The following is a 22,250-nucleotide window of genomic DNA, read 5'->3' as shown; positions in this document are numbered from 1 at the left end:
CGCCGCGCGCGACCGGTCGGGACGGGCGAGGCGGCTGCGCGGTCGCTCGACCAGCAACCGAGCGCGCAATCGCCGCACGCCGCACAGGCAGGCACACCTTTCGCTGCTCCACGGTAGTCCATGCCGATCGTCTGCGACACCGACTTCTCTCCAGCCGCACAGCAAGCTGGGCGGGCCGCCGCGTCGCTCGCCCAGCGGCTCGGCGAGGAGCTCCATCTCGTCCACGTCGTCGACGAGCTCGGCTCCGAATTCCTGATCGGCCACGAAGAGAACGCGCTGCTCGATCCGGAGCGCGAGATGCTCGATCGCCAGACTGCAGCGCTGCGGCAGCTTGGAGCGCGGGTCGAGGCGCGGCTCGTCGCCGGGTTCCGGCACGTCTGGCTCGCCGAGATCGCGAGCGCCTGCCGAGCCCGCCTGATGGTGATCTCGCGCCGCCCCGCGAACCGGCTCGAGCGGCTGTTCGGGGGCGGCGTCGAAAGAATACTCCGGAGCTCGCCCGTCCCGGTGCTGGTCACCGAGCGCTGCGATCGCCTGGTCGATTGGCTGCAAGGCGAGCGCTGCTTGCGCGTCCTGGTAGCGCTCGATCCCTCTGACGCTTCTCGAGCCGCTCTGGGCTGGCTCACCGAGCTCGACGGCGCGGGGCCGCTCGAAGCGCTCGTCGCGACCTTTCACCGGGAGCTCGGCCCCGTGAGCTCCTGGACGCGGTTCGTGTCGGCCGCGGCGACCCGAGGCGTCGTGCATCCCTACCGCGACAGGCCCCTGGGCGGGGCTCGCAGCCCGGTCGAACCGCGCGCGCTCGACGGGGCGACATCACAGATCGAGATTGTCACCCGTCATCCGGCCGCCGAGCTGCTCCGCCTGGCCTGGCGAGAGCAGGTCGATCTCCTGATCCTCGCTCGCGATCCGTCGCAAGGTCCCCCGTGGCGCGCGCCCGTCTGGCGCGCCATCCTTCAGCCGAGCCTGCCGTGCAGCGCCGTGTGTGTGCCCGCGACCTACGCGCCGGCAGAAGCCTCGAGCTCGCGCGGCGAGCCCGCGGCGCAACCCATGCGGCGCCGACGCCCACGGGCGCGATGGTCTACGCGGAGCGCGCGCGCAGATCGGAGAGCCCATGGCGGCATGCAGGGCAGAGCGTAGCCGCATGCCAGGCGGGGCCTACCCCGTTCGGCAACAGGGGTTCTCGCATGCTACCGACCCTCGCATGGACCATCGCCATTCCCTTCCTGGGCGCGGCGCTCGCGCTGTTTCTCTCGCCGCGGTGGGCTGGACGCGTCGCGCTCCTCCCCCCTGTGCTCGTGCTCTTCCTCATGCTTCCGCGCTGGTCCGAGGTGTCCGGGGGTGCGTCGACGACGATCCCGATCGAGTGGCTCCCCTCCGTCGGGATCACCGCGAATTTGCGCCTGGACCGCCTCGGCGCCTTCTTCGTGCTGCTCGTCGCGGGCGTGGGCCTCGGCGTCGTCCAGTACAGCCGCGCCTACCTGGGACCGAAGGGCAAATCCGCCTACTGGGCGACGCTCCTCGCGTTCATGGGGGCCATGATCGGGGTCGTCCTCTCGGACTCGCTCGTGCTCCTCTACGTCTTCTGGGAGCTGACCACCATCACGTCCGCTCTGCTCATCGGGATGGACTTCACCGATCCGGAGGCGCGGAGCGGCGCGGTCCGCGCCTTCCTGGTCACGGGCGCAGGGGGCCTCGCGATGCTCGCCGGCGTGGTGCTGCTCGGGCAGATGGCCGGCACCTACAACCTGTCCGATCTCGCCCCGCGCGCGGGCGAGATCGTGGCGAACCCGGTCCATGTCACCGCGCTCCTCCTCCTGCTCGCCGGGGCGTTCACCAAATCGGCGCAGTTCCCGTTTCACTTCTGGCTCCCGGGCGCCATGGCCGCGCCCGCGCCCGTCAGCGCGTATCTCCACTCCGCCACGATGGTGAAGGGCGGCATCTTCTTGATAGGCCGCCTGTTCCCGGTGTTTCACGCGTCCCCCGCCTGGCAACCCGTCCTCGTCACGGTGGGGCTCACCACCTTCGTCGTGGCCGGATGGGACGCCGTCCGGGCCTGGGACCTGAAGAAGCTCCTCGCTTACAGCACGGTGGCGTACCTCGGCGTGCTGACCGCGCTCTACGGCCTGTATGCGAGGGCAGGGACGCGCGGTGAGCTGCTCAATATAGCGAACCACGCGCTGTACAAGTCCTCTCTGTTCTTGCTCGTCGGCTGGATGGAGAAGGTGACGGGGACACGCGATCTCTCGGTGCTGAAGAGGGAGCACTGGTTCCGGCGCGAGCCGGTCGCCGGGGTCTTGATCGGGTTCGGCGCCGCCGCCATGGCGGGCTTTCCCTTCGTGTTCGGCTTCATCAGCAAGGAGGTCCTCTTCGAGGCGCTGCTCACCGATCGCTCCCCGGCCGGCGTGATCGCGGTCGTGGCGGCCGTCGTGGGCGGGGCCCTCGCGGTCGCCTATGCGCTCAAGCTCTTCGTCGGCTCGTTCTGGGGCCCCGACATTCCGCCCGAAGATCGCGGCCATCCGAGACACCAGCTCTCGCCATGGCTGCTGGTCGTCCCCCTCCTCCTGCTCGCCCCGCAGGTGATCGGCGGCGTGGCTCCCGGGCGGCTGGGTTCTCTGCTCGAGCCCGGAGCCGAGCGGCTGGGGTGGCTGGCCGTGTGGCACCACGTGGACGCCCTCTTCGCCCTCAGCTTGATCACGATCGCGCTGGGGGCGGGCGGTTATCTCCTCTGGAGGCGGCACGCGAAGCCCCCCAGCGAGCCGGAGACACAGATCCTCTCCGACCGCATCTCCGGGGTCGTCCTCCGCCTCTCGGGCTGGGCCGGTCGAGCCGTACAGGCCGGCGGACTGCCACGTTACCTGGCGGTGATGCTCCTCTTCGCCGCCGCGGCGTCGTGCGCCGCCGCCGCCCTGGGGGATGGGCTCGGCGCCACGGGGACGTGGGGCCCCGATCTCGGGGTCGCCTGCCTCCCGGCGTTCATGATCGTCGCCGGCGCCGCGCTGACGCCCTTCGGGACGAGCCGTGTCGCCAAGATCGTGACCATGGCGGTCGCGGGGTACGGCGTCGCGGTCTTCTACATCCTCTTCCGCGCGCCCGACCTCGTGCTCACGCAGATCCTGGTCGAGACGGTCTCTCTCATCCTGCTCCTGCTCGTCTTTCGCAGGCTCCCCAGGCTCGCTCCCGACGCGCGGCCTCGCGGGGTGCGCATCACCCACGCCGCTGTGGCCGGCACCGTGGCGGCCCTCGCGGCGAGCCTCGCGTGGAACACCGGTGTCCATCCTCCGAGCGCCCCTGCCGGAGCGGAACAGCGCGCGCTGTCGCTCCCCGAGGCCCACGGAAGGAACGTCGTCAACGTCATCCTCGTGGATTTCCGGGGCGCCGATACGCTCGGCGAGATCACGGTGCTCGCCGTCGCCGCGCTCGGCGTGGCGGCGCTGCGCCCGCGGCGCGAGCCGGCGCCGGCGTCCAGGCCAGGGGGGTCCGGATCATGCGATCGCCCTTCCTGAGCTACGTCGCCACCGGGGCGCTCCCGTTGATCGTCGTCTTCGCGCTCTTCCTGCTGCTCCGCGGGCACGACGCGCCGGGCGGCGGCTTCATCGCCGGGCTCGTCACGACCATCGCGTTCGTCCTGGCGGCCCTGGCCTTCGGCGCGGGCGCGGTGCGGGCCGCGCTCTCCCCGCTCGCTTGCCGGATGCCGTGGGTCGGCCTGCTCGTCGCCGCGGCGTCGGGGCTGCCAGCCGTCGCGCGCGGCCAGAGCTTCTTGACCCATTACCACGTGCCGATCGGCGCCGCCGAGGCTCCCGCGCTCCGCCTCTCGACGACGCTGCTCTTCGACGTCGGGGTCTATCTCACGGTGGTAGGCGCTGCGATCCAGGTGCTCGACGCCTTCGCCGCGGAGGCGCCGCCGTGATCGGAGCCGCCGCGATCGCCGCCGGGGTGCTCCTCGCTGCGGGTCTGTATCTCATGCTGTCCCGCGACGTGCAGCTCGTGGCGATCGGCTTCTTCCTGCTGTCCAACGGCGTGAACCTCTTCGTGCTGACCGCCTCGGGGATGCCCGCGGGCGCGGCGCCGCCGCTGATCCCGGAGGACGAGCCGGCCGCCGCCCTCGCCCGCCCCACGGCCGATCCGCTCGCGCAGGCGTTCATCCTCACGGCGATCGTGATCGGCTTCGGGATGGCCGCCTTCCTGCTCGCGATGGCCGTCGAAATCCACCGGAGGAAGGGGGGCGATGAGCCGTCCGGGAGGGACGACGCATGAACGCCGCGATCGTGGTGGTCCCGGTGCTGCTGCCCCTGTTCACCGCCGTGCTCCTGGCGCTGTTCTCCGGGCGGCCTCGGCTGGAGCGGTGGCTGTCGCTCGCCGGCGGCGCCCTCCTCTTCACGACCGCTCTCTCGATCACCGCCCGGACGACCCGCGGCGCGATCCTCGTGCTCGCCATCGGGAGCTGGAGCCCGCGCGTCGGCATCGTGTGGGTGACGGACTCGCTCTCCGCCCTCATGCTGCTGTTCGCGTCGATCGTCGCCCTGGCCGCGCTCGCCTACGCGCCCGGATCGCTGCGCGGCGCGCGCGAGCGGCGGTGTTTCTACCCGCTCCAGCAGCTCATGATGGCGGGGGTCAACGGCTCCCTCGTGACCGGGGATCTCTTCAATCTGTTCGTCTTCTTCGAGCTCATGCTCCTCTCGTCCTTCGCGCTGCTCGCGCTCGGCACCCGGGCGGAAGCGCAGCGGCATGCGCTCGCGTATGTGGTGATCAACCTCGTCGCCAGCGCGGTGCTCCTCGGCGGCGTCGGCGCGGTCTACGGCACGGCCGGCACCGTGAACATGGCCGAGCTCGCGGTGCGCGTCCGCGAGGGGGGCCTGCCCTCCGCCTTCTGGAGCGCGGGAGCGCTGGTGATCGCCGTCTTCATGGTCAAGGCGGCCCTGGCGCCGGTGTTCTTCTGGCTGCCCGACGCGTACCCGGAGGCGTCGGCCGTGGTGAACGGCCTCTTCGCCGGGCTCCTCACCAAGGTGGGCGTCTACACGCTGTTCCGCGCCGTCCCGCTCCTGGGCGACGCCGCGCCCGGCGCGCTCCGCCCAGCGCTCCTGGTCATCGCCGCCGTCACGATGGTCATCGGGGTCGTGGGGGCGCTCGGACGAAGCACGGTGCGCGGCATCCTGTCGTTCCACATCGTGAGCCAGGTCGGCTACATGATCTTCGGGCTAGCGCTGTTCAGCCCCATCGCGATCGCGGCGGGGCTGTTCCACACGCTCCACAACATGGTCGCGAAGACAGCGCTCGTCTTCGCAGGAGGCGTCGTGGAGAGCATCGGAGTGCCCGGGGCGCTCGGCCACGCCCGCGGGCTCGCGCGCACCCACCCGTGGGTGGCCGCGGGCTTCCTCGTCCCTGCCATGTCGCTGGCCGGACTGCCCCCGCTCAGCGGGTTCTGGGGCAAGCTGCTCCTCGTCATCGCCGGCTTCCGGGCCGGAGCCGTCGTCGCCACCACGGTATCCCTCGTCGTCGGTCTCCTCACGCTCGCGTCGATGCTCAAGATATGGGCGGCCGTCTTCTGGGGAGAGCCCACCTGCCTGCGCATGCCTCGCACCGGCCGCGACCGGGGCATGCTGGGCGCGACGCTCGGCCTCGGCGCGCTGACCGTGATCCTGGGCCTCGCGGCGGCGCCGCTCTTCGCGCACCTCGAGCAGACAGCGACCGCGCTCCTGGAGGTGACGCCGTACGTGGACGCGGTCCTCCTGGAGCGACGATGAGCCGATGAACCACCTCGCGTTGAACCTGCTCCTCGCGATCGTCTGGGTCCTGCTCCAGGTGGAGTTCTCCCTGGGGCGCCTGGTCGTGGGCTTCCTCGTCGGCTTCGGCGCGATCGCGCTCACCGAGCGAGCGCTCGGCAGGAGCTTCTACGCGCGCGCCGCGGCGGGCGTGCTCGCCCTGGCCTGGAGCTTCGTCACGGAGCTCGTCCTGTCGAACCTCACGCTCGCGCGCGACATCCTCCGCCCGCGGCCCGTGTTCCATCCGGCGTTCGTCCGCCTGGATGTACGCGCCCTGAGCCCCGTGCAGACGATCCTCCTCGCCTGCCTCATCTCCCTGACCCCGGGCACGCTGACGGTCGACGTGGGCCTGGAGGAGCAGGCGCTCTACGTCCACTCGCTCTACGCGGGCGATCCCGCGGAGCTGCGCGGCCGGCTGCGCCGATTCGTCCGTCTGATCCAGCGCGCCGCAGGCCGCGGGCTGCCGCCGTCGCTGGAGGAATGACATGGAAAGCGTCGATCCGCGGTCCGCCGTCCTCTTCGCCTCGCTCTTCGTGCTCGGCGTCGGCATCGGGCTCTGCACGATCCGCATCGCGCGCGGGCCGACGAACTTCGATCGATTGCTCGCGTTCGATTGCCTGTTGATGAATGTCGTCGGCGTGGCGCTCGTGGCATCGATGCTGCTCGCCACGGACGCGTTCATCGACATGGTGCTGGTGACCGCGCTGTTCGGGTTCATCGGCACCATCTCGCTGGCCGCCTACCTGGAGGGCTCCCTTGCTCGCTAGCGCGCTCGAGATCGCCGCCGCCGTGGCGGGGACGTTCTTCATGTTCGTGGCGTCGCTCGGCGTCCTGCGCCTGCCGGACTTCTATGCGCGCATCCACGCGCCGACCAAGGCCGCGACGCTGGGGCTCGCGTTCCTGCTCGCCGCGCTCGCGCTGCACTTCAAGGAGCTCTCGAGCGTGACCAAGGCGGCGCTGGCGCTGCTCTTCGTGGCCGTGACCGCGCCCCTCGGCGCGCACATCCTCGCGCGAGCGGCGTACCGCAGCGGCGTGCGGGCGCCCGGAACGCGGGTCGACGAGTACGGGCCTTCCGAGCAGCGCCCGCGCGGCGAACCCGAGCGCGCAAAGGAGTTCAAGGAGGACGGGTGAGCCGATGGAGCTCACTCCTTCGACAGATACGCGATCATGAAGCACATCTCCTGATTCGTCCCTTCCCCCCAGGGCACGTCCTGCGGCGGCAGGGAGAACTGCCCCTCGCTGTCCACCGTGTTGTCCCATGTGCACTCGGTGACGAAGCGATCGCCCGACCCCCAGCGCATCGGCTCATCGAACATGTAGAGCGCCTGGTGGTGGAACTCGAACTCACCGCGCGCGGCGCACTCGCTCGCTCCCCCGTCGCGCTCGATCCAGGCCCGGTAGGAGCGGCCGAGCACGTGCATGTGCGGCATGACGCCGTACACGAGCAGCGGCGGGCCCTCGTTCGGCGCGGCGCTCCGCTCGGTGTGCGCCTCGGCGCCCGCGGGGATCGTGAAGGGGACCGGGCCGAACACATCCATGTAGACCTCGGCGCGAGGCGCCTCGCGCGAGAGCTCCAGGCGGTAGCCGGACCGATCGCGCGCGTCCGAGTTTCTGCGCCCGAAATAGTGCATCTGCATCACGAGCTGCTCGCCGGGCTCGACGCGGACCCCGGCGCCCTCCGGCAGCCGCGTCACCCCGACGCCGGGCGCCCAGCTGTGGAGCAGCTGCCAGTCGAGCTCGATGACCGGATCGCGGCACGGAAATGCGCGCGTCCCCGGCGCGACGCCGTAACCGATGCCCGCGTCGCCGCCGAGATCCCGGTACACGGCCATGTGGTGCACCACGGCCGGATTGCCGACCTCCGCCTCGAACGCCGTGATCCAGGTCGGCTCGGAGAAGGGGTTGTCGACGATCGTGCAGAAGTACTCGTTGCCGTCGTCGTCGAGGGAGACGTCGTGCTCCTCGGGCATCTCGAGCGTGGCGTCGGGCGACGCGATCGTGTCCGCCCGGCCCCGCGGCGGCGGCGAATCGACCGGATCGCCGAGCGGAGCGCCGTCGCGCGCCCATGCGTCGAAGAGGAGGCGCTCCTCTTGACTGAGGCTCATCCTCTCCGCGCCTTCGTAGCTGCGGCAGCTCGGGTCCAGCACCGGCGGCGGCATGTCCCCCGCGCTCACCCGCAGCGACATGAGCGCGGCCAGCCGCTGCGCCGTCGCCGCGTCCGTCAGCGCCACCCCGCCGACGCCCGCGCCGTCGTGGCATGAGGCGCACGAGCGCTCCACGAGCGGCTGGATGTCCCGGTACCACGTCACCTCCGGCCCCGGCGGCGCGGGCGCCTCCCCGTCGCCCCCACACCCCATCGTCCCCACCGCCCCCAGCACGAACACCGCCGCGCTCCGCGCCCTGCGCACAGCTTCGCCCCTCGTCATCACACGCCTCCTGTCGTCGCGGTCGGCTCAGGAGCCGCATCCCCGCGAGCGCTCCTGTCAATCTACCGTTTGAAACGATTGTTTAATAGCGAGTCATCGGTGTGTCAAGGGCCGGGCTCGACGAGGGCGGCGGCGGTCCTCGAGCGTCGACGACGTGAGAGCGGAGAGGCGCGTGTCGGCGCGCGTGCGGATGCCAGCGCACATCCGGCGCGGGGGGCCGAGCCGCGCGCGCTCGGCTAGGATCGCCAGCATGCGCAACCTCCGCCTTCTCCTGCCGCTGGCGACGGCCCTGGTCCTGGGATCCTTGCAAGGTGCCGGCTGCTCCGGCGAGTCGACCGCTGGCGCGGGCGCGACCGCTGGCGGGACGTCGAGCCCCGAGGGGTCGCGCTGCGAGCCGTCGGGCGGCGGACCGCACTGGCTTCTCGAGGGCGAGACCGTGACGTTCCCCGTGACGTGCGCGACCGGCCTCGCGCTCCCCGACGGCGCGATCGAGGTCGGTCCGCTCCCCGACGGCGCCACCTACGACCCGGTCGCGCGCGAGGTGACGTTCTCACCCGGGCTCGACCAGGCCGCCGTCTACGAGATCGAGATCCGCGTCGCGCAGACGTCCGAGGTCGGGCGCGTCAAGATCGGCGTCGCCGACGACTGGGCCGATCCTTCGAACGTGCCTGTCGTCGATCCGGCCCGTTATCCCGAGGAGTACGGCCTGCCGGTCCTCTTCCTCTCACCGACGCCAGAAGCGAAGGAGTACGCGCCGGCCACGGTGGTCTACCGCGGCCGCACGTACAACGCCGAGGCGGAGCTCCGCGGCGAGAGCTCGCTCGGGTATCCGAAGAACAGCTTCACCCTCAAGTTCCCCAAGGAAGACAAGTTCAACGAGCCCGACGAGGCCGGCGGGTTCACCGATCGCCGCAAGGTCGTGCTCATCACGACGTTCGACGACAACTCCTATGTCCGGCAGCGCCTCGCGTACGACCTCTGGAACCGCCTGGATCCGGAGCACATCCAGATCAAGACGTACAGCGCCGTGGTGTACCTCGACGGGCAGTACGCGGGGCTCTACACCGTGGCCGATCACGTCGACGGCTACCTCATGGAGGACCACGGGTACTCGCAGGACGGCAACCTCTACAAGGCGGTCAGCCACGACGCGAACTTCGCGCTGACCGCGCACAACGGCGAGCCGAAGGAGACGCTGCACGACGGCTTCGAGAAGAAAGAGGGGACGCCGCCGGAGGGCGAGCCGGAGGCGTTCGCGGACCTGGAGGACCTCGTGAGCTTCGTCGCCACGTCCAAAGAGGCCGTGTTCGCCGCGGAGATCGGGTCGAGGATCGATCTGCGCGATTACGAGGATTGGTGGATCTTCGCCACGTTCATCATGGCCGACGACTCGGCCGGAAAGAACAGCTACCACTACCGCGATCCGGTCGCAGGCGGCGTGTTCCGCTACGCGCCGTGGGACTTCAACGCGAGCTTCGGCCAGACGTGGCAGACGGAGCGCCAGCCGGCCTCCGATCGCGTCGAGTACCTCGGCGTGAACCTCCTCTTCCAGCGCCTCCTGGAGGAGCCCTCGATCGGCGATCCGCTGCGCGCCCGCTACGGAGAGGTCCTGCGCGGCGCGCTCGGCGACGCCGAGATCCAGGCGATCGTGGACGGCTACGTGGCGCGCATCGACGCGAGCGCGCGCCGGGACGAGGCGAGGTGGGGAGAGGCGTACCGGAGCTACGAGGGCTGGAGCGGGCGCGGCGACTTCACGACGTACGAGGAGGAGATCGCGTACCTGAAGGCGTGGATCTCGGAGCGGTGGCGGCACCAGGACGCGCTCTACTGATCGGCGCGCCCGCCCGGCGCGGGGCCGCTGGCCGATCGTCGCGCGGCCGGAGCGGACATTGACACCGCCCGACATGGCGGCGTGAATGCTGCGTGTGGATCCCTCGCCTCCCCCCTCGTCCTGGTCGGGAGCGCCGCGCGCGCACCGGCCCGGCGGCCGCGGCGATCGCGCGGAGCCGGCGCTGACGGTCGCCTCGCCGGGCGCGCCGTCCGTGCCGCCGCCCTCCGCCGCCGCCGCCGCCGCCGCCGCCGCCGCCGCCGTCGCGCCCCGGCCGCGCGCCGCGTGGATGCGACCGACCTCCCTCCTGGCCGGCAGCGCCGTCCTCCTGGGGGTCGACCTCGCGTTCGCGATCACCCCGCGCGCCTCGATGGCGCTGACCGCGCTGGAGACGCTGCTCGTGCCCGCCTGGGTCGTGGCCGTCGTCTCGCTGGAGCGCGCGCACCGGACGCTCACCGGCGCGCAGGCCGAGGCCAGCCGGCCCCGGCTCGCGCTGTTCCTGCTGGCGCTCGGCCTGCTGCTCGCGTGCATCGGCGAGAAGTGGCTCCTCGTCTGGCAGCCGGCCGGCGACACGGGGCACCGCGGCGTCGTGCTCTACCGCTCGTACACCGTGCTCGCGTTCTCCCTGGCCCTCGGCGGCCTGCTCGGGCGCCGGCCGCTCGAGCGGCTCATGGCCACCGCCGCGGAGCAGCCGGCGCGGCTCATGGCCGTGTCGTTCGGGGTCGCCACGCTGATCGGCAGCTTCCTGCTCACGCTGCCGCAGTCGCTCCGGCACATCGAGGACGCCTCGTTCATCGACGGCCTGTTCATGTCCGCGAGCGCGGTGTGCGTGACCGGGCTCGCCGTCCACGGCATCGCCGAGACGTACACGCCGTTCGGCCAGGCGGTCCTGCTCCTGCTGGTCCAGATCGGCGGGCTCGGGATCATGGTGCTGTCGACGTTCTTCGCCATCCTCGCCGGCAGGCGGCTCAGGCTGCGCGACGCCGCCGTGATGGCCGAGATGATCGACGCCGAGTCGTTCGCCCGCCTCCGCCGCAACGTGGCCGCGATCGTCCTGTTCACGCTCGGCGTCGAGCTCGTGGGGGCGATCGCGCTCCTGTTCAGCTTCCTGCCGTACCATCAGATCGCCTCCGGGCCCGTGCCCGGCGAGCCCCTGTCCGGCGCCGGCGATCACCTCTGGGCGGCCGTCTTCCACGCGGTCAGCGCCTACTGCAACGCGGGCTTCTCGCTGTTCGGCGGGGGGCTGGTCCCGCTGGTCGGCTCGCCCGCGGTCTCCGTCGTGCTGGGGGGGCTCGTGATCTTCGGCAGCCTGGGCTTCCCGGTCCACGACGAGCTCGTGCGCCGGCTCCGGCTGCGGCTCCGCGGCGAGCGGCCGCCGCGGATGTCGCTGCACAGCCGGGTCGTGCTGCTCACGACCGCGGTGCTGTTCGTGGCCGGCGCGGCGGGCTTCCTGCTGCTCGAGTGGCGCCGGTCGATGGCCGGCCTGTCGTGGCCCGTCAAGGTGATGGCGAGCTTCTTCCAGTCGGCGATGACGCGCTCGGCGGGCCTGACCACGGTCGACTTCGGCCTCATGGGCCCGGCGGCGTTGATGCTCACCTCCATGATGATGTTCATCGGCGGCGCGCCGGGCTCGACCTCGGGCGGGGTCAAGGTCACGACCGTCGCGGCGCTGTTCGCGGCGCTGCGCGCCGAGCTGCGCGGCGACGAGGCGCCGCACCTGCTCGGGCGGACGCTCCCCGCGGCCACCGTGCGCCGCGCCCTCGGGGTCGCGTTCCTCAGCATGGTGCTCGTCTCGGTGTTCGTGCTGATCCTGCTCGCCCTGGAGCCGCACGACCCGATGGGCCTCGCGATGGAGGCGGTCAGCGCGTTCGCCACGGCCGGGCTGTCGGCGAACGTCACGCCGTCGCTGAGCGCGCCGGGCAAGGTGGTCGTCACGCTCGCGATGTTCATCGGCCGCATCGGGCCGCTGACCATGGCCCTGGCGCTCGCCAACCAGGCGAGGGCGCGGAGCTACCGGCTGCCCGAGGAGCGCGTCGGCATCGGCTGAGCGCGCGGCCGGCCGGCGGCCCGGCCCCGGCGCCCCGCCCGGCCCGCGGATCAGTGGCGCTTGCCGCGGATCCGTGAGACGTTCGCGGCGCGCGCCGCCGGGCGGCGCCGCGAGACCATGAGATCGAAGAGCGTCCTTGTCATCGGGCTCGGCCGGTTCGGCACGTCGATCGTCGAAACCCTCTGGAAGAACGGCGCGGAGGTGATCGCGATCGACAACAACCCCGAGGCGGTCGACGCGGTGAAGGACAAGACCTCGGCCGCCTTCGTCGGCGACGCGACGGTGCACAAGGTGCTCGAGGGGATCGGCGCTCAGTACGCGGACACCGCGATCGTGACGTTCGGCGAGCACTTCGAGCCGTCGGTGCTCTGCGTGGCCTCCCTGGTCCGGATGCGGGTGCGCGAGGTGATCGCCCGCGCCGCCACCGATCGCCAGGCCGACATCCTGCGCGCCGTGGGCGCGGCCCGGGTGATCCAGATCGAGACCGAGATGGGCCGCCGCATCGGCGCCGACATCACCATGCCGCTCGCCCAGGACCTGCTCGATCTGGCCAGCCACTACCGCGTGGTCCCCTGGAACGCGCACGGGCCGCTCGTCGGGCAGACGCTCGCCGGCTCGAAGATCCGCCAGCGGTACCGTATCAACGTGCTCGGCGTGCGGCCGCACACGAGCAAGCTGCCCGGCGACAAGCCGCGGCTCGAGGCGCCCACGCCGGACTACGTGATCCGGGACGGCGACACGCTGCTGCTCGTGGGCGACGGCGACGACGTGAGCCGGTTCGTGGCCGAGGTCGGGGGCTGATCGGCCTCCGTGTCCCGCGTCGAGGCGCCCCGAACAGGCCCCCCGAGCACATCCCGGCCGCGTGTTCCGGCTTTTCCCCTCGTCCTCGATGTGCGAGAGCACCACGCACATGCGTTCTTTCAAAGCGCCCTCTGCGATGCGCCTCGCTGTCTCGGAAGCGCTGCTGCTCGCGGTCGCGATGACCGCCAGCGCGGCGCGCGCGCAGCCCGCCGACGAGCCTCCGCTCGAGGGAGACGTGGGCGGGGCCTCCGTTCCTCGCGGCGGAGCCGGCGCGGTCGTCGTCCCCCAGCCGGGCACGGCCCAGCCGGCGCAGCCCGCCGCCGTCAGCCCGCCGAAGCTCATCACGTACGCCCCGCCCGTGTATCCGGAAGAGGCCCAGCGCGCGGGCGTCGAGGGGAGCGTCATCCTCAAGCTCGACATCGACAAGACCGGGCGCGTCACCAAGGCCGAGGTCGCGACGCCGGGCGGGCACGGCTTCGACGAGGCCGCGCTCGCGGCCGCGCCCGGCCTCGTGTTCGAGCCGGCGCGGCGCCCGGACGGCACGCCGGCGCCGGCGCGCATCCTCTACCGGTACGCGTTCACGCTCACCCCCAAGCCCGCCGACACGGCGGCTCCGGCGCCGCCCGCCGACGTCGAGACGGTCGTCGGGACCGTCCTGTCCGCGAGCACCGGCGAGGGGCTCCCGGACATCGCGGTCAGCCTCCTCCGGCCCGACGGCGGCCGCGAGGACGTGAAGACCGACCAGCGCGGCAAGTTCCGCTTCAAGAACCTCCCGCCCGGCAAGTACCGCGTCGAGGTCGCCGCCGCGGGGTTCGAGCCGTTCACGGCCGACGAGGACATCGCGGAGGGCGAGGCGATCGAGGTGCGCTACCGCATCTCGCTCGCGGCGCCCAAGGACGGCACGGCGCCGGGCATCGAGGTGACCGTGCAGGGCGAGCGCCCGCCGCGCGAGGTGACCCGGAGGACGCTCGAGCGCCGCGAGATCGACCGCATCCCGGGGACCGGCGGCGACGCGCTGCGCTCGCTGCAGAGCCTGCCCGGCGTCGCGCGCAGCGGGTTCGGGCTGCTCATCGTGCGCGGGTCCGCGCCGCAGGACACGCTCACGTTCATCGATCGCACCCCGGTGCCGATCATCTACCACTTCGGCGGCCTCTCCTCGGTCGTGCCGACCGAGATGCTCGAGAAGATCGACTTCTACCCGGGCAATTTCAGCGCCGTGTACGGCCGCGCCATGGGCGGCATCGTCGACGTCGGGCTCCGCTCGCCGAAGCAGGACGGCAAGTACCACGGCGTCGTCCAGCTCGATCTCATCGACGGGCGCGTGCTCCTCGAGGGGCCCGTCCCGTACCTCAAGGACTGGAAGTTCATCGCGGCGGGCCGGCGGAGCTGGGTCGACGCGTGGCTCGGGCCCGTGCTCAAGGAGGCGGGCTCCAGCGTGACGCAGGCGCCCGTCTACTACGACTACCAGTTCGTCCTCGAGGGCCGCCCCTCCGCCAGCGAGCGCGTGCGCGCGAGCTTCTACGGATCGGACGACGCCTTCAAGATCACCCTGGACAAGCCGCCGGAGGACGAGCCGGCGCTGACGGGCGACTTCGGGCTGCACACCGCCTTCCAGCGCCTCCAGCTCAGCTACGAGAACCGCCTGGGGAACCGGGACAGGATCCTCTGGTCGCTGGCCCTCGGCAGGGACGTCTTCGACTTCGGGGTCGCTCCCCTCTCCTTCAACATCACCTCGGCCTCGCTCGACCTGCGGCTGGAGTACTCGCACCGGTTCGCCAGGTTCCTCACGATGAACGTCGGGACCGACCTAACGAGCGGCATCGCGACGGTCAACCTCCACGCGCCGACGAGGCAGCCTGCAGGTCACCCGTCGAACCAGCCGTTCTCGACGCTCCCCGCGCAGGACCAGTCGTTCGACGGCCCGTACGCCCGGCCGGCCGCCTACGCCGAGTTCGAGGTGGTCCCCTCGCCGCGCGCGCGGATCGTCCCCGGGGTGCGCGTCGACTACGCGCTCGACACGCACACGCTCGACGTGAGCCCGAGGGTCAACGCGCGCTACGACATCCGGAGCGGCTTCCCGCGGACGACGGCGAAGGGCGGCGTGGGCCTCTACTACCAGGCGCCCCAGTTCGAGGAGAGCGTCGAGCCGTTCGGAACGGCGGATATCAAGTCGAACCGATCCATCCACTACGGCCTCGGGGTGGAGCAGGAGATCACGCCGCAGATCGACGTGACGGTGGACGGGTTCTACAAGCAGCTCGATCGGCAGGTCGTCTTCTCGGCCGAGAAGGACGGATATGCCAACAACGGCACCGGGTACGCGGTGGGCGGCGAGGTGCTCTTGAAGTACAAGCCGGACGATCGCTTCTTCGGCTGGGCGGCGTACACCCTCTCGCGGTCGGTGCGCACGGACGGCCCCGGCGAGGAGGAGCACCCCACGCCGTGGGACCAGACGCACGTGCTGACCGTGCTCGGGAACCTGCAGCTCGGCCGGGGCTGGGAGGTCGGCGCGCGCTTCCGCCTCGTGTCGGGCAACCTGCAGACACCCTATGTCTGCGATCCGGAGCAGAAGGGGTGTAATCCGAACCGGGTGAACGCGATCTACCATGCTTCCTCGGGCAAGTACTCGCCCTTCCCGCTCGGGGGCGACTACAGCGAGAGGATGCCGCTGTTCCATCAGCTCGACGTCCGCGTCGACAAGACGTGGCGATTCAAGACGTGGCAGCTCGGGCTCTACCTGGACGTGCAGAACGTCTACAACTACGAGGCTGCGGAGGGCATCAGCTACAACTTCAACTACACGAAGCGGGAGTACGTGACGGGGCTCCCCTTCCTGCCCACGCTCGGGCTGCGAGGAGACTTCTGATGAAACGGACCCGACTGCCCTCTCGCCGCGCGCTGCTCGCCGCGCTCTCGACCCTGGCCCTCGGCATCCCCTGCTGCTCGGGGAGCGACCTGGCTCCGTCGTCCGAGGTGGAGGGGCTCCGCGTCCTGGCCGTGACGGCGGACAGGCCGTACCCGGCGCGGGGCACGCCCGTGACGTTCCAGATGACGTACGCCGACGGGCTGGGCGACGCCGACGGCAACCCGCGGAAGGTCGAGGTCGCGTGGATCGGGGGCTGCGTGAACCCGCCTGTCGGAATAGACGCGCAGATCGGGTGCCTCCCGCAGTGGATAGGCACCTCCATTGCGGCAATGATCCCGCCGCAGGGAGGCGGAGGTGGCGGCAGCTCCAACGACGGCGGCGGCGGTGCCAACGATGGCGGCGGCGGCAGCGCCGACGGCGGCGGCGGTGCCAGCGACGGCGGCGGCGGCGCCAGCGACGGCGGCGATGGCGGCAGCGCCGGCGGCGATGGCGGCCAGGAGGAGCAGACCGCTCTCTTCAAGCGACAGGAGCTCGAGCCGGCGCTGAGCGGCAAGCCCAACGCAGCGTCGTTCACGTGGACGCTGTCCGGCGACATCCTCAGGCGCCCGGACGCAGGACACACCGCGACCGGAACGAAGTACTCGTCGGCCTACGTGTTGTTCGCCGTGTGCGCCGGCAAGGTGCGGCCGACGCCGGCGCTGTCAGCAGCGCTGACGGCGGTTCTGACAGGCGCTGACCCGTCCGCGGCGCTGGGAGACATCACGGGGATTCCACTGGAGTGCGTCGATGAAGACGGGAAGGTGCTCGGTCCAGACAGCTTCGTCGTGGGCTACACGCAGGTGTTCGTCTTCCAGGACTCGGATCAGCGAGCCAACACGAACCCGCCCATCGACGAATTCACGCTGAAGCTGGACGACAAGGAGGTCGCGCTCGGCGAGAGCGGCCTGCCCGTCGTGGAGCCGTGCATCCGGCCGGAAACGAAGGCCCAGGGATGCGGCCCGGCAGAGCCGGACGCCGACGACTGCACGACCTACGACATCGACGTGATCGTGCCGTCCGACGCCGCCGACGTGGACGTGGAGGCCACGGGGCTCGGGGGGCCGCCCGCGCACGAGGCGCTCTGGGTCGACTACTACACGGACGGGGGCGGATTCGACGGGGCGAGGCGCCTCGTGAGCGACGCGGTGACGGGCCTCGGCGAGCGCCACGGGACCACCTGGACGCCGCCCTCGAAGCCGGGGCGCGTGTCGCTGTGGGCGGTCGTCCACGACACGCGGGGCGGCTCGAGCGTGAGGCAGATGGAGGTCGAGGTGCGGGAGCAGGAGTAGTCATGCCGCCGCTCGATCTGCACGTCGCCCTGTTCGGCGCCTCCGGCGCAGGCAAGACGGTCCTCCTGGCGGCCTTCTACCGGGCGCAGACGCAGCCGTCGTTTCAGATCGAGCACGCCTACAAGATCCAGGCGGTCAACAAGGCGCAGGGCAACCAGCTCCTCGGGCGCTTCTACCGCCTCGAAGAGGGCAGGTTCCCGGACGGCAGCACGCGCTTCGACGCGTACGAGTTCGACTTCTTCCCGAGGGACCTGCCCGAGGCGGCGCTCCGCATCCACTGGTACGACTACCCCGGGCGCTGGTGGGAGGACGAGCCGATCGACGCGGAAGAGCGGGAGGCGATGCGCCAGGGCCTGCTCAAGCTCGGCATGAGCCACGTCGGGATCCTCCTTGCGGACGGCGCGAAGTACCGGAGCGAGGGGACCGGCTACATCCGGTGGCTCTTCGAGCACTTCGCCGACGAGTGCGACCGGCTGCGCCGGACCAGCGCCGCCACGGGCGACGAGGTGAGCTTCCCGCGCGAGTGGATCCTCGCCCTCAGCAAGGCCGACCTGTTCCCGCCGGAGTACAGCGCGAGCGACTTCGAGCGCGAGGTGTGCCGCGACGCCGACGATCAGCTCGCCAAGCTCTGCGCCGTGCTCCGCGCCGAGCGCGCGTTCGGCCACCGCTTCATGCTGCTCTCGTCGGTCGCCGCGCCGGTCGACGCCGACGCGCAGGTCGACCCGGGCACCTCGCTCGGCGTGCGCACGCTCGCGCCCGCGGTCCTGGTGAGCACCGTCGAGGGCGCGGTCCGCGAGGCGCAGGCCACGCGGAAGGAGAGATCGGCCGGTGAGACGTTCTTCCAGGGCCTGCGCGATCTGGTCACGTTCGTCGACTCCCTCGACGACTTCCTCCCGAAGCGATACCAGATCGTGAGCAAGATCCTGCGGTTCGTCTCGATCAAGGACTTCGCGACCACGCGGCTCGACAGGCTCCAGAAGACCCGCGAGGGCGCGATCCGGAGGGGCGACGCGTTCACGGCGGTCCTGAGCGCGATGGCCGCGGCCCTGCGCAACGACGAGGGGGCGCGGGCCTACCACCAGAACCAGTAGGACAGCCATGCTCGCGCCCGCGCCAGCGCCCGTCGTCGAGACCTCGCGCCTCCTCTGGAGGACGCGCGGCGAGCACTGGGACTACGAGTTCATCTGCGTGCCCGAGATCCCGGCCCTCCCCGCCTGGCTCACGGCGCTCGAGGCCATGATCGGCGACGCCGACGCGAGCGCCGGAGAGCTCCGTTATGGCCTGCTCGAGATCGACGAGCCCGGGCCGAGAGGCCCTCTCGTGTTTCCCTACGTGGCGACGCGGTTCCTCGATCCGGCGCGGAAGGACTGGACCGGAAGGCAGGTCCAGCACTTCGCCGTGTGGTTCCCGCCGATCCCGGAGGAGGCGATCGAGGCGCTGCCCGGGGCGATCCCCGCCGACTGGCACCTTCGCGTGCTCGAGGGCCTCGCGGGGACGTACGGCTCCGGCGAGGTGTTCGGGCTGCCCGAGGCGGCGGTCCGCGCGTCGAGGCGAGGTGTCCCGGAGAGCCGGGCGGCGCGCGCGATGGCGATCGTGAAGCGCACGCCCCCGGTGGCGCTGCTCGAAGGCGACGCCGCGCCCGCGCGGTGGAAGCGGGCGCCGACGCTAAAAAAAAAGTGCCTTGATCCTCCGGACGCGGTGAGCCTGCAGGCGGCGGGAGCAGGCGATGGCGGCAAGCGCCCGGGACTCGGCTGCTTCGCGGTCGGTCTGCTGGTGATCCTCGCCGTCGGTCGGCTGATGATCGGATGGGTGGCGGGCTGAGGCGGCCTCGCGGCGCGCGCCCTGGGTGGTGGCCAGACCCGCCGGCGCCCACTATGCTCGCCCCGATCGCCGCGCCAGAGGCGGCGCGCCATCAACACATGACGGAGATCTGCTGTGAATGACCATCCCGCATTGACACCTGGCCGCGCCGCCGTGGTGACCGGCGCCGCCAGCGGCATCGGCCTCGCGGCCGCCGAGCGCTTCGCGCGCATGGGCCTGAAGGTCTGTCTCGCCGATCTGGACGGACCGGCGCTGCACGAGGCCGCCGCGCGCGTCGCCGCCGCCGCGCCCGGCGGCCAGGCCGGCGTGCGCGCGGTGCCGACCGACGTCGCCAGGCTCGAGGACGTGCATCGGTTGAAGCAGGCCGCCTACGACGCGTTCGGCGAGGTGGCGGTCCTGATGAACAACGCCGGAGTCGGCGGCGGCGGCAAGCCGTGGAGGGACATCGAGCGCTGGCGGCGGCTCATCGAGGTCAATCTGTGGGGCGTGATCCACGGCGTGCAGGCCTTCACCGAGGCGATGATCGCGCAGGGCACCGCCTGCGCCATCGTGAACACGGGCTCGAAGCAGGGCATCACCACCCCGCCCGGCGACGCTGCCTACAACGTCTCGAAGGCCGGCGTGAAGGTGCTGACAGAGCAGCTCGCCCACGAGCTGCGCAACGTGGCGGGCTGCAAGATCTCCGCCCACCTGCTGATCCCGGGCTACACGTTCACCGGGATGACCGCGCGAGGCCCGGAGAAGCCCGCGGAGGCATGGACCGCCGATCAGGTGGTGGATCGGATGATCGAAGGCATGGCCCGTGGCGACTTCTACCTGCTCTGTCCCGACAACGCGGTGACGCGCGAGATGGACGAGCGCCGCGTGCAGTGGGCGGCCGACGACCTGATCCGGAACCGACCTGCGCTGTCGCGCTGGCATCCAGAGTACGCCGACGCGTTCGCCGCGTTCATGGCGGGCGCGGCGAAGCCCTGACGGGGCAGGCTGCCCGGAGCGCGCGCCGCGCGCAGGCGAGGCGGGTCGGCCCCGGGCAGCATAAAGATCCGTCGCTGTAACAGGAGAACTGCACAGGTTGTTTTCAGCCGCCCGAATTGAATGTTTCACTTCGCGTGAGGGTCGGGCCCCTCACAGCACAACAGCGCGGAGATCGTGGCCCGTCGCGCTGCTTCTCACTCGGATGCAGATCGTGCGTCGAGGTCCTCGACGAAGGGTCGCCCGCGGCCCAGTCTACCCGCCAGCCGTATGGTCTCGCTCCCTGCCCGCCCGCTTCAGACCCACTGGTGCAACGAGGGCACGGTAAAGATCTGGTGCCCCGCGCCGGCGCTGATGGTCACGTGTGTCACCGGGGTGCTGGTGGAGGCGGGCGCCGCGGCGATCGAGGAGGTGTTGTTGCGGCGGGTCGCCGCGGAGGGCCGAGTGCTGGTCTTCAATGACTGGGAGGCGATGACCGATTACGAGCACGTCACGCGCACGCGGCTGACCGCGGCGACGATTTCCGTCCTCCATGCGGTCGAGGGAGCTCACTTCCTGCTCCAATCCAGGGTGGTCATCTTCGGGGTTCAGATCGCGAATACCGCCATCCGGAAGCTGACCGTCCATCCGTCGCGCGCGGTGTTCGAGCGCGCGCTGGAGGACGCGCTCCGCCAGCGCGCGCCGGAGGGCACGGTCTAGTCCCTGGGTCGGCCCGCACGGCTGGCGGGGAGCTACGATCCGGATTGATCTTTATCTGTCGGCGTCCGCGCGCTCCGGCTCGCGCCACCGCGCCGAGCGCTCGCCGCGGGGATCCCCGTTGATTTGGGGCGTATTTTTTGGTAGCCCGACGGATCGATAGTAGGGTGTCCCGCCATTCACAGCCCACGATAAGATTGTCGGCGTATTGAAATCGCTTCGCGCGAACCATGCCCTCGGGAGACCCACGTGAATACCGACATGACGGGTGGCATGGTCGACGGCGGCGCCGATGCAGCCCTCGTGGACGTCGGAGCGTGAACCCGCGTAGCCGATTCACCGCCGGAGGAGATTGTTCATGATCACTTGGAAGACGCCCAGCGCAGCCCTTGTCGTCTCTCTCTCGCTGGCCGGGGTCGCTGCGCCGGCCACGAGCAACGCGCAGCCGGCGGAGCCGGCTCAGCAGGCTGCGCCGGGTGCGGCCGCGCCGCCGCCCGTGGAGGAGCCCCGCCCTGCGCCTCCTCCGCCGGTCGAGCAGAAGAAGGCCGACGACAAGCCTCTCGTGCGTGTCTACGGGATCGTCAAGCCCACGGTCGTGGTGGGGAACGGCCTCGAGTCCTTCGGCAACCCGAACTACACCGCCCCGACGGCCGCGGTGAACCCGCTGTTCCTCACCGATCCGGACGCCGTCGGCCTCACCTTTCAGGCGCAGCAGACGCGCCTTGGCGTGGCCGTCGGGGAGGGCACGCCCGTGAAGGGGCAGGTCGAGGTCGACTTCATCGATTTCGGCAAGTCCTCTCCGGCCCAGGGGACGAGCCTTCGCCTGCGTCAGGCGTTCCTGGACTGGACTCCCGCCGAAGGGCACAAGCTCACGCTCGGCCAGACCTGGGATCTGTTCTCGCCGCTGAACACGCACACGTACAACCTCGTGGGTGGGATGTTTCAGTCCGGAAACTCGGGCTTCGTGCGCCACCAGTTCATCTACCTGGCGAACGTCGGCAGCGTCGAGGTGGGCGCCGCGCTCGGTCTGGTCAGCCAGAACGTCACGGCCATCCTCAACAACGTCGAGTACTCGCGCACGCCGACCGTCTCGCTGCGCGCGAGCTATCGCGCCGAGAAGACCGCATGGGTGGGCGCCTCGGTGATCGGCACGCGGCTCGCTTTCGACGCGAACCTGCCGACCGAAGAGGGGCGGCTGGCGCTCGGCGGCAACCTGTTCGGCGAGATCACGGCCGGTTCGCTGAACGTGCGGGCCGAAGCGTACGGCGGGAAGAACCTCGCCAACCTGGGTCTCCTGACGCTCGGGCAGGGCTCTCGCACGGACGACGTCGCCGAGGTAGGCGGCTGGGTGTCGGGGAAGGTCACGTTCGACAAGCACTCTTTGCACCTCGTCGCCGGGACCGCGATGGTGCTCAGCACCGACGAGATGCAGCTCGGCTACACGCCCGGAACCCCCGCGGCGGGCGGCGCGCCGGCCACCGCTGCCGCGCGCGTGGGCACCAATGGTCCCGGCATCGAGCGCAACGTGACCCTGCGCGCGGGGTATGCCTTCGCGCCCCTGAAGGGGCTCTCGATCGTGCTCGAGCCTTCCCTGTTGCTCACGCGCCACAAGCTCGATCCGGCGGCCGCACTGCAGCATGACGCCGACCGCACGGGCTGGGGCGTCGAGGCGGGCGGGCTCTACCAGTTCTGACAGCGCTGACGGCCCC

Annotated in this window: 19 protein-coding genes; 18 read left to right on the top strand and 1 reads right to left on the bottom strand. The window is 71.2% G+C overall.

The window, feature by feature from the left end; translation table 11 throughout:
* Nucleotides 1-120 precede the first annotated feature (120 nt).
* From WMF27_RS16460 to mnhG, 8 genes are read left to right on the top strand one after another with little or no spacing between them, the layout of a single operon-like run.
* Complete coding sequence (locus WMF27_RS16460; RefSeq protein ID WP_437767930.1) at nt 121-1,134, top strand: universal stress protein; 1,014 nt, start codon at nt 121-123, stop codon at nt 1,132-1,134.
* 47 nt (nt 1,135-1,181) lie between these two features.
* Entirely contained in the window at nt 1,182-3,500 is a 2,319-nt protein-coding gene (mbhE, locus tag WMF27_RS16455; protein WP_437767931.1) for a hydrogen gas-evolving membrane-bound hydrogenase subunit E, read from the top strand.
* The gene (locus WMF27_RS16450; RefSeq protein WP_437767932.1) at nt 3,482-3,904 is read left to right on the top strand and encodes an MnhB domain-containing protein; all 423 of its coding nucleotides are present in this window, start codon (nt 3,482-3,484) and stop codon (nt 3,902-3,904) included. The genes mbhE and WMF27_RS16450 overlap by 19 nt, the downstream gene beginning before the upstream one ends.
* Complete coding sequence (locus WMF27_RS16445) at nt 3,901-4,251, top strand: sodium:proton antiporter (protein ID WP_437767933.1); 351 nt, start codon at nt 3,901-3,903, stop codon at nt 4,249-4,251. Before WMF27_RS16450 ends, WMF27_RS16445 begins: the two co-directional genes overlap by 4 nt.
* Nucleotides 4,248-5,738, top strand: coding sequence for a proton-conducting transporter transmembrane domain-containing protein (locus WMF27_RS16440; RefSeq protein WP_437767934.1), 1,491 nt, complete (start codon nt 4,248-4,250; stop codon nt 5,736-5,738). The genes WMF27_RS16445 and WMF27_RS16440 overlap by 4 nt, the downstream gene beginning before the upstream one ends.
* Before the next feature lie 4 nt (nt 5,739-5,742).
* Nucleotides 5,743-6,240 carry a Na+/H+ antiporter subunit E gene (locus WMF27_RS16435; RefSeq protein ID WP_437767935.1) on the top strand — a complete coding sequence of 166 codons (498 nt, stop codon included), beginning with the start codon at nt 5,743-5,745 and terminating at the stop codon, nt 6,238-6,240.
* A gap of 1 nt (nt 6,241) precedes the next feature.
* The gene (locus WMF27_RS16430; protein ID WP_437767936.1) at nt 6,242-6,523 is read left to right on the top strand and encodes a monovalent cation/H+ antiporter complex subunit F; all 282 of its coding nucleotides are present in this window, start codon (nt 6,242-6,244) and stop codon (nt 6,521-6,523) included.
* Nucleotides 6,513-6,887: a monovalent cation/H(+) antiporter subunit G gene (gene mnhG / locus WMF27_RS16425; RefSeq protein ID WP_437767937.1), complete on the top strand. Its 375-nt coding sequence runs from the start codon at nt 6,513-6,515 to the stop codon at nt 6,885-6,887. Before WMF27_RS16430 ends, mnhG begins: the two co-directional genes overlap by 11 nt.
* An 11-nt stretch (nt 6,888-6,898) precedes the next feature.
* Here the strand turns inward: mnhG and WMF27_RS16420 are convergent, their stop codons facing one another.
* Entirely contained in the window at nt 6,899-8,182 is a 1,284-nt protein-coding gene (locus WMF27_RS16420) for a hypothetical protein (RefSeq protein WP_437944275.1), read from the bottom strand.
* Between the two features lie 250 nt (nt 8,183-8,432).
* Between WMF27_RS16420 and WMF27_RS16415 the strand changes: the two genes are divergently transcribed.
* From WMF27_RS16415 to WMF27_RS16370, 10 genes are all read left to right on the top strand, one after another.
* Nucleotides 8,433-10,013: a CotH kinase family protein gene (locus tag WMF27_RS16415; RefSeq protein ID WP_437944274.1), complete on the top strand. Its 1,581-nt coding sequence runs from the start codon at nt 8,433-8,435 to the stop codon at nt 10,011-10,013.
* A gap of 85 nt (nt 10,014-10,098) precedes the next feature.
* On the top strand, nt 10,099-12,057 hold the full coding sequence (locus tag WMF27_RS16410) for a TrkH family potassium uptake protein (RefSeq protein ID WP_437944273.1): 1,959 nt from the start codon (nt 10,099-10,101) through the stop codon (nt 12,055-12,057).
* A 117-nt stretch (nt 12,058-12,174) separates the two neighbouring features.
* Nucleotides 12,175-12,858: a potassium channel family protein gene (locus WMF27_RS16405; RefSeq protein WP_437767941.1), complete on the top strand. Its 684-nt coding sequence runs from the start codon at nt 12,175-12,177 to the stop codon at nt 12,856-12,858.
* Between the two features lie 109 nt (nt 12,859-12,967).
* On the top strand, nt 12,968-15,724 hold the full coding sequence (locus tag WMF27_RS16400) for a TonB-dependent receptor domain-containing protein (protein ID WP_437944272.1): 2,757 nt from the start codon (nt 12,968-12,970) through the stop codon (nt 15,722-15,724).
* The gene (locus WMF27_RS16395; protein ID WP_437944271.1) at nt 15,724-17,052 is read left to right on the top strand and encodes a hypothetical protein; all 1,329 of its coding nucleotides are present in this window, start codon (nt 15,724-15,726) and stop codon (nt 17,050-17,052) included. The genes WMF27_RS16400 and WMF27_RS16395 overlap by 1 nt, the downstream gene beginning before the upstream one ends.
* Nucleotides 17,053-17,054: 2 nt before the next feature.
* Nucleotides 17,055-18,143 (top strand): hypothetical protein, encoded by a 1,089-nt coding sequence (locus WMF27_RS16390; RefSeq protein WP_437767944.1) that lies wholly within the window; start codon nt 17,055-17,057, stop codon nt 18,141-18,143.
* Nucleotides 18,144-18,150: 7 nt separating this feature from the next.
* Nucleotides 18,151-18,873, top strand: a complete 723-nt coding sequence (locus WMF27_RS16385; protein ID WP_437767945.1) for a hypothetical protein — start codon at nt 18,151-18,153, stop codon at nt 18,871-18,873.
* Between the two features lie 114 nt (nt 18,874-18,987).
* Complete coding sequence (locus tag WMF27_RS16380) at nt 18,988-19,848, top strand: SDR family NAD(P)-dependent oxidoreductase (RefSeq protein WP_437767946.1); 861 nt, start codon at nt 18,988-18,990, stop codon at nt 19,846-19,848.
* Nucleotides 19,849-20,115: 267 nt separating this feature from the next.
* The gene (locus WMF27_RS16375) at nt 20,116-20,544 is read left to right on the top strand and encodes a hypothetical protein (RefSeq protein WP_437767947.1); all 429 of its coding nucleotides are present in this window, start codon (nt 20,116-20,118) and stop codon (nt 20,542-20,544) included.
* 355 nt (nt 20,545-20,899) lie between these two features.
* Nucleotides 20,900-22,234, top strand: a complete 1,335-nt coding sequence (locus tag WMF27_RS16370) for a hypothetical protein (protein ID WP_437767948.1) — start codon at nt 20,900-20,902, stop codon at nt 22,232-22,234.
* Nucleotides 22,235-22,250: the final 16 nt, after the last annotated feature.

Source organism: Sorangium sp. So ce281, assembly GCF_051527395.1.
Lineage (GTDB): Bacteria > Myxococcota_A > Polyangia > Polyangiales > Polyangiaceae > Sorangium > Sorangium cellulosum_B.
The sequence above is the reverse complement of the archived record's forward strand: the minus strand, read 5'-3'. Positions and strand labels throughout refer to the sequence as shown.

Bases quoted from the DNA above. Each gene is read 5' to 3' on its own strand.
- WMF27_RS16375 (WP_437767947.1), top strand. From the start codon at position 20,116: ATGGTCTCGCTCCCTGCCCGCCCGCTTCAGACCCACTGGTGCAACGAG.
- WMF27_RS16390 (WP_437767944.1), top strand. From the start codon at position 17,055: ATGCCGCCGCTCGATCTGCACGTCGCCCTGTTCGGCGCCTCCGGCGCA.
- WMF27_RS16440 (WP_437767934.1), top strand. From the start codon at position 4,248: ATGAACGCCGCGATCGTGGTGGTCCCGGTGCTGCTGCCCCTGTTCACC.
- WMF27_RS16435 (WP_437767935.1), top strand. From the start codon at position 5,743: ATGAACCACCTCGCGTTGAACCTGCTCCTCGCGATCGTCTGGGTCCTG.
- WMF27_RS16385 (WP_437767945.1), top strand. From the start codon at position 18,151: ATGCTCGCGCCCGCGCCAGCGCCCGTCGTCGAGACCTCGCGCCTCCTC.
- WMF27_RS16400 (WP_437944272.1), top strand. From the start codon at position 12,968: ATGCGTTCTTTCAAAGCGCCCTCTGCGATGCGCCTCGCTGTCTCGGAA.
- WMF27_RS16450 (WP_437767932.1), top strand. From the start codon at position 3,482: ATGCGATCGCCCTTCCTGAGCTACGTCGCCACCGGGGCGCTCCCGTTG.
- mbhE (WP_437767931.1), top strand. From the start codon at position 1,182: ATGCTACCGACCCTCGCATGGACCATCGCCATTCCCTTCCTGGGCGCG.
- WMF27_RS16415 (WP_437944274.1), top strand. From the start codon at position 8,433: ATGCGCAACCTCCGCCTTCTCCTGCCGCTGGCGACGGCCCTGGTCCTG.
- WMF27_RS16405 (WP_437767941.1), top strand. From the start codon at position 12,175: ATGAGATCGAAGAGCGTCCTTGTCATCGGGCTCGGCCGGTTCGGCACG.
- WMF27_RS16430 (WP_437767936.1), top strand. From the start codon at position 6,242: ATGGAAAGCGTCGATCCGCGGTCCGCCGTCCTCTTCGCCTCGCTCTTC.
- WMF27_RS16420 (WP_437944275.1), bottom strand. From the start codon at position 8,182: ATGACGAGGGGCGAAGCTGTGCGCAGGGCGCGGAGCGCGGCGGTGTTC.
- WMF27_RS16395 (WP_437944271.1), top strand. From the start codon at position 15,724: ATGAAACGGACCCGACTGCCCTCTCGCCGCGCGCTGCTCGCCGCGCTC.
- WMF27_RS16410 (WP_437944273.1), top strand. From the start codon at position 10,099: ATGCTGCGTGTGGATCCCTCGCCTCCCCCCTCGTCCTGGTCGGGAGCG.
- WMF27_RS16460 (WP_437767930.1), top strand. From the start codon at position 121: ATGCCGATCGTCTGCGACACCGACTTCTCTCCAGCCGCACAGCAAGCT.
- WMF27_RS16370 (WP_437767948.1), top strand. From the start codon at position 20,900: ATGATCACTTGGAAGACGCCCAGCGCAGCCCTTGTCGTCTCTCTCTCG.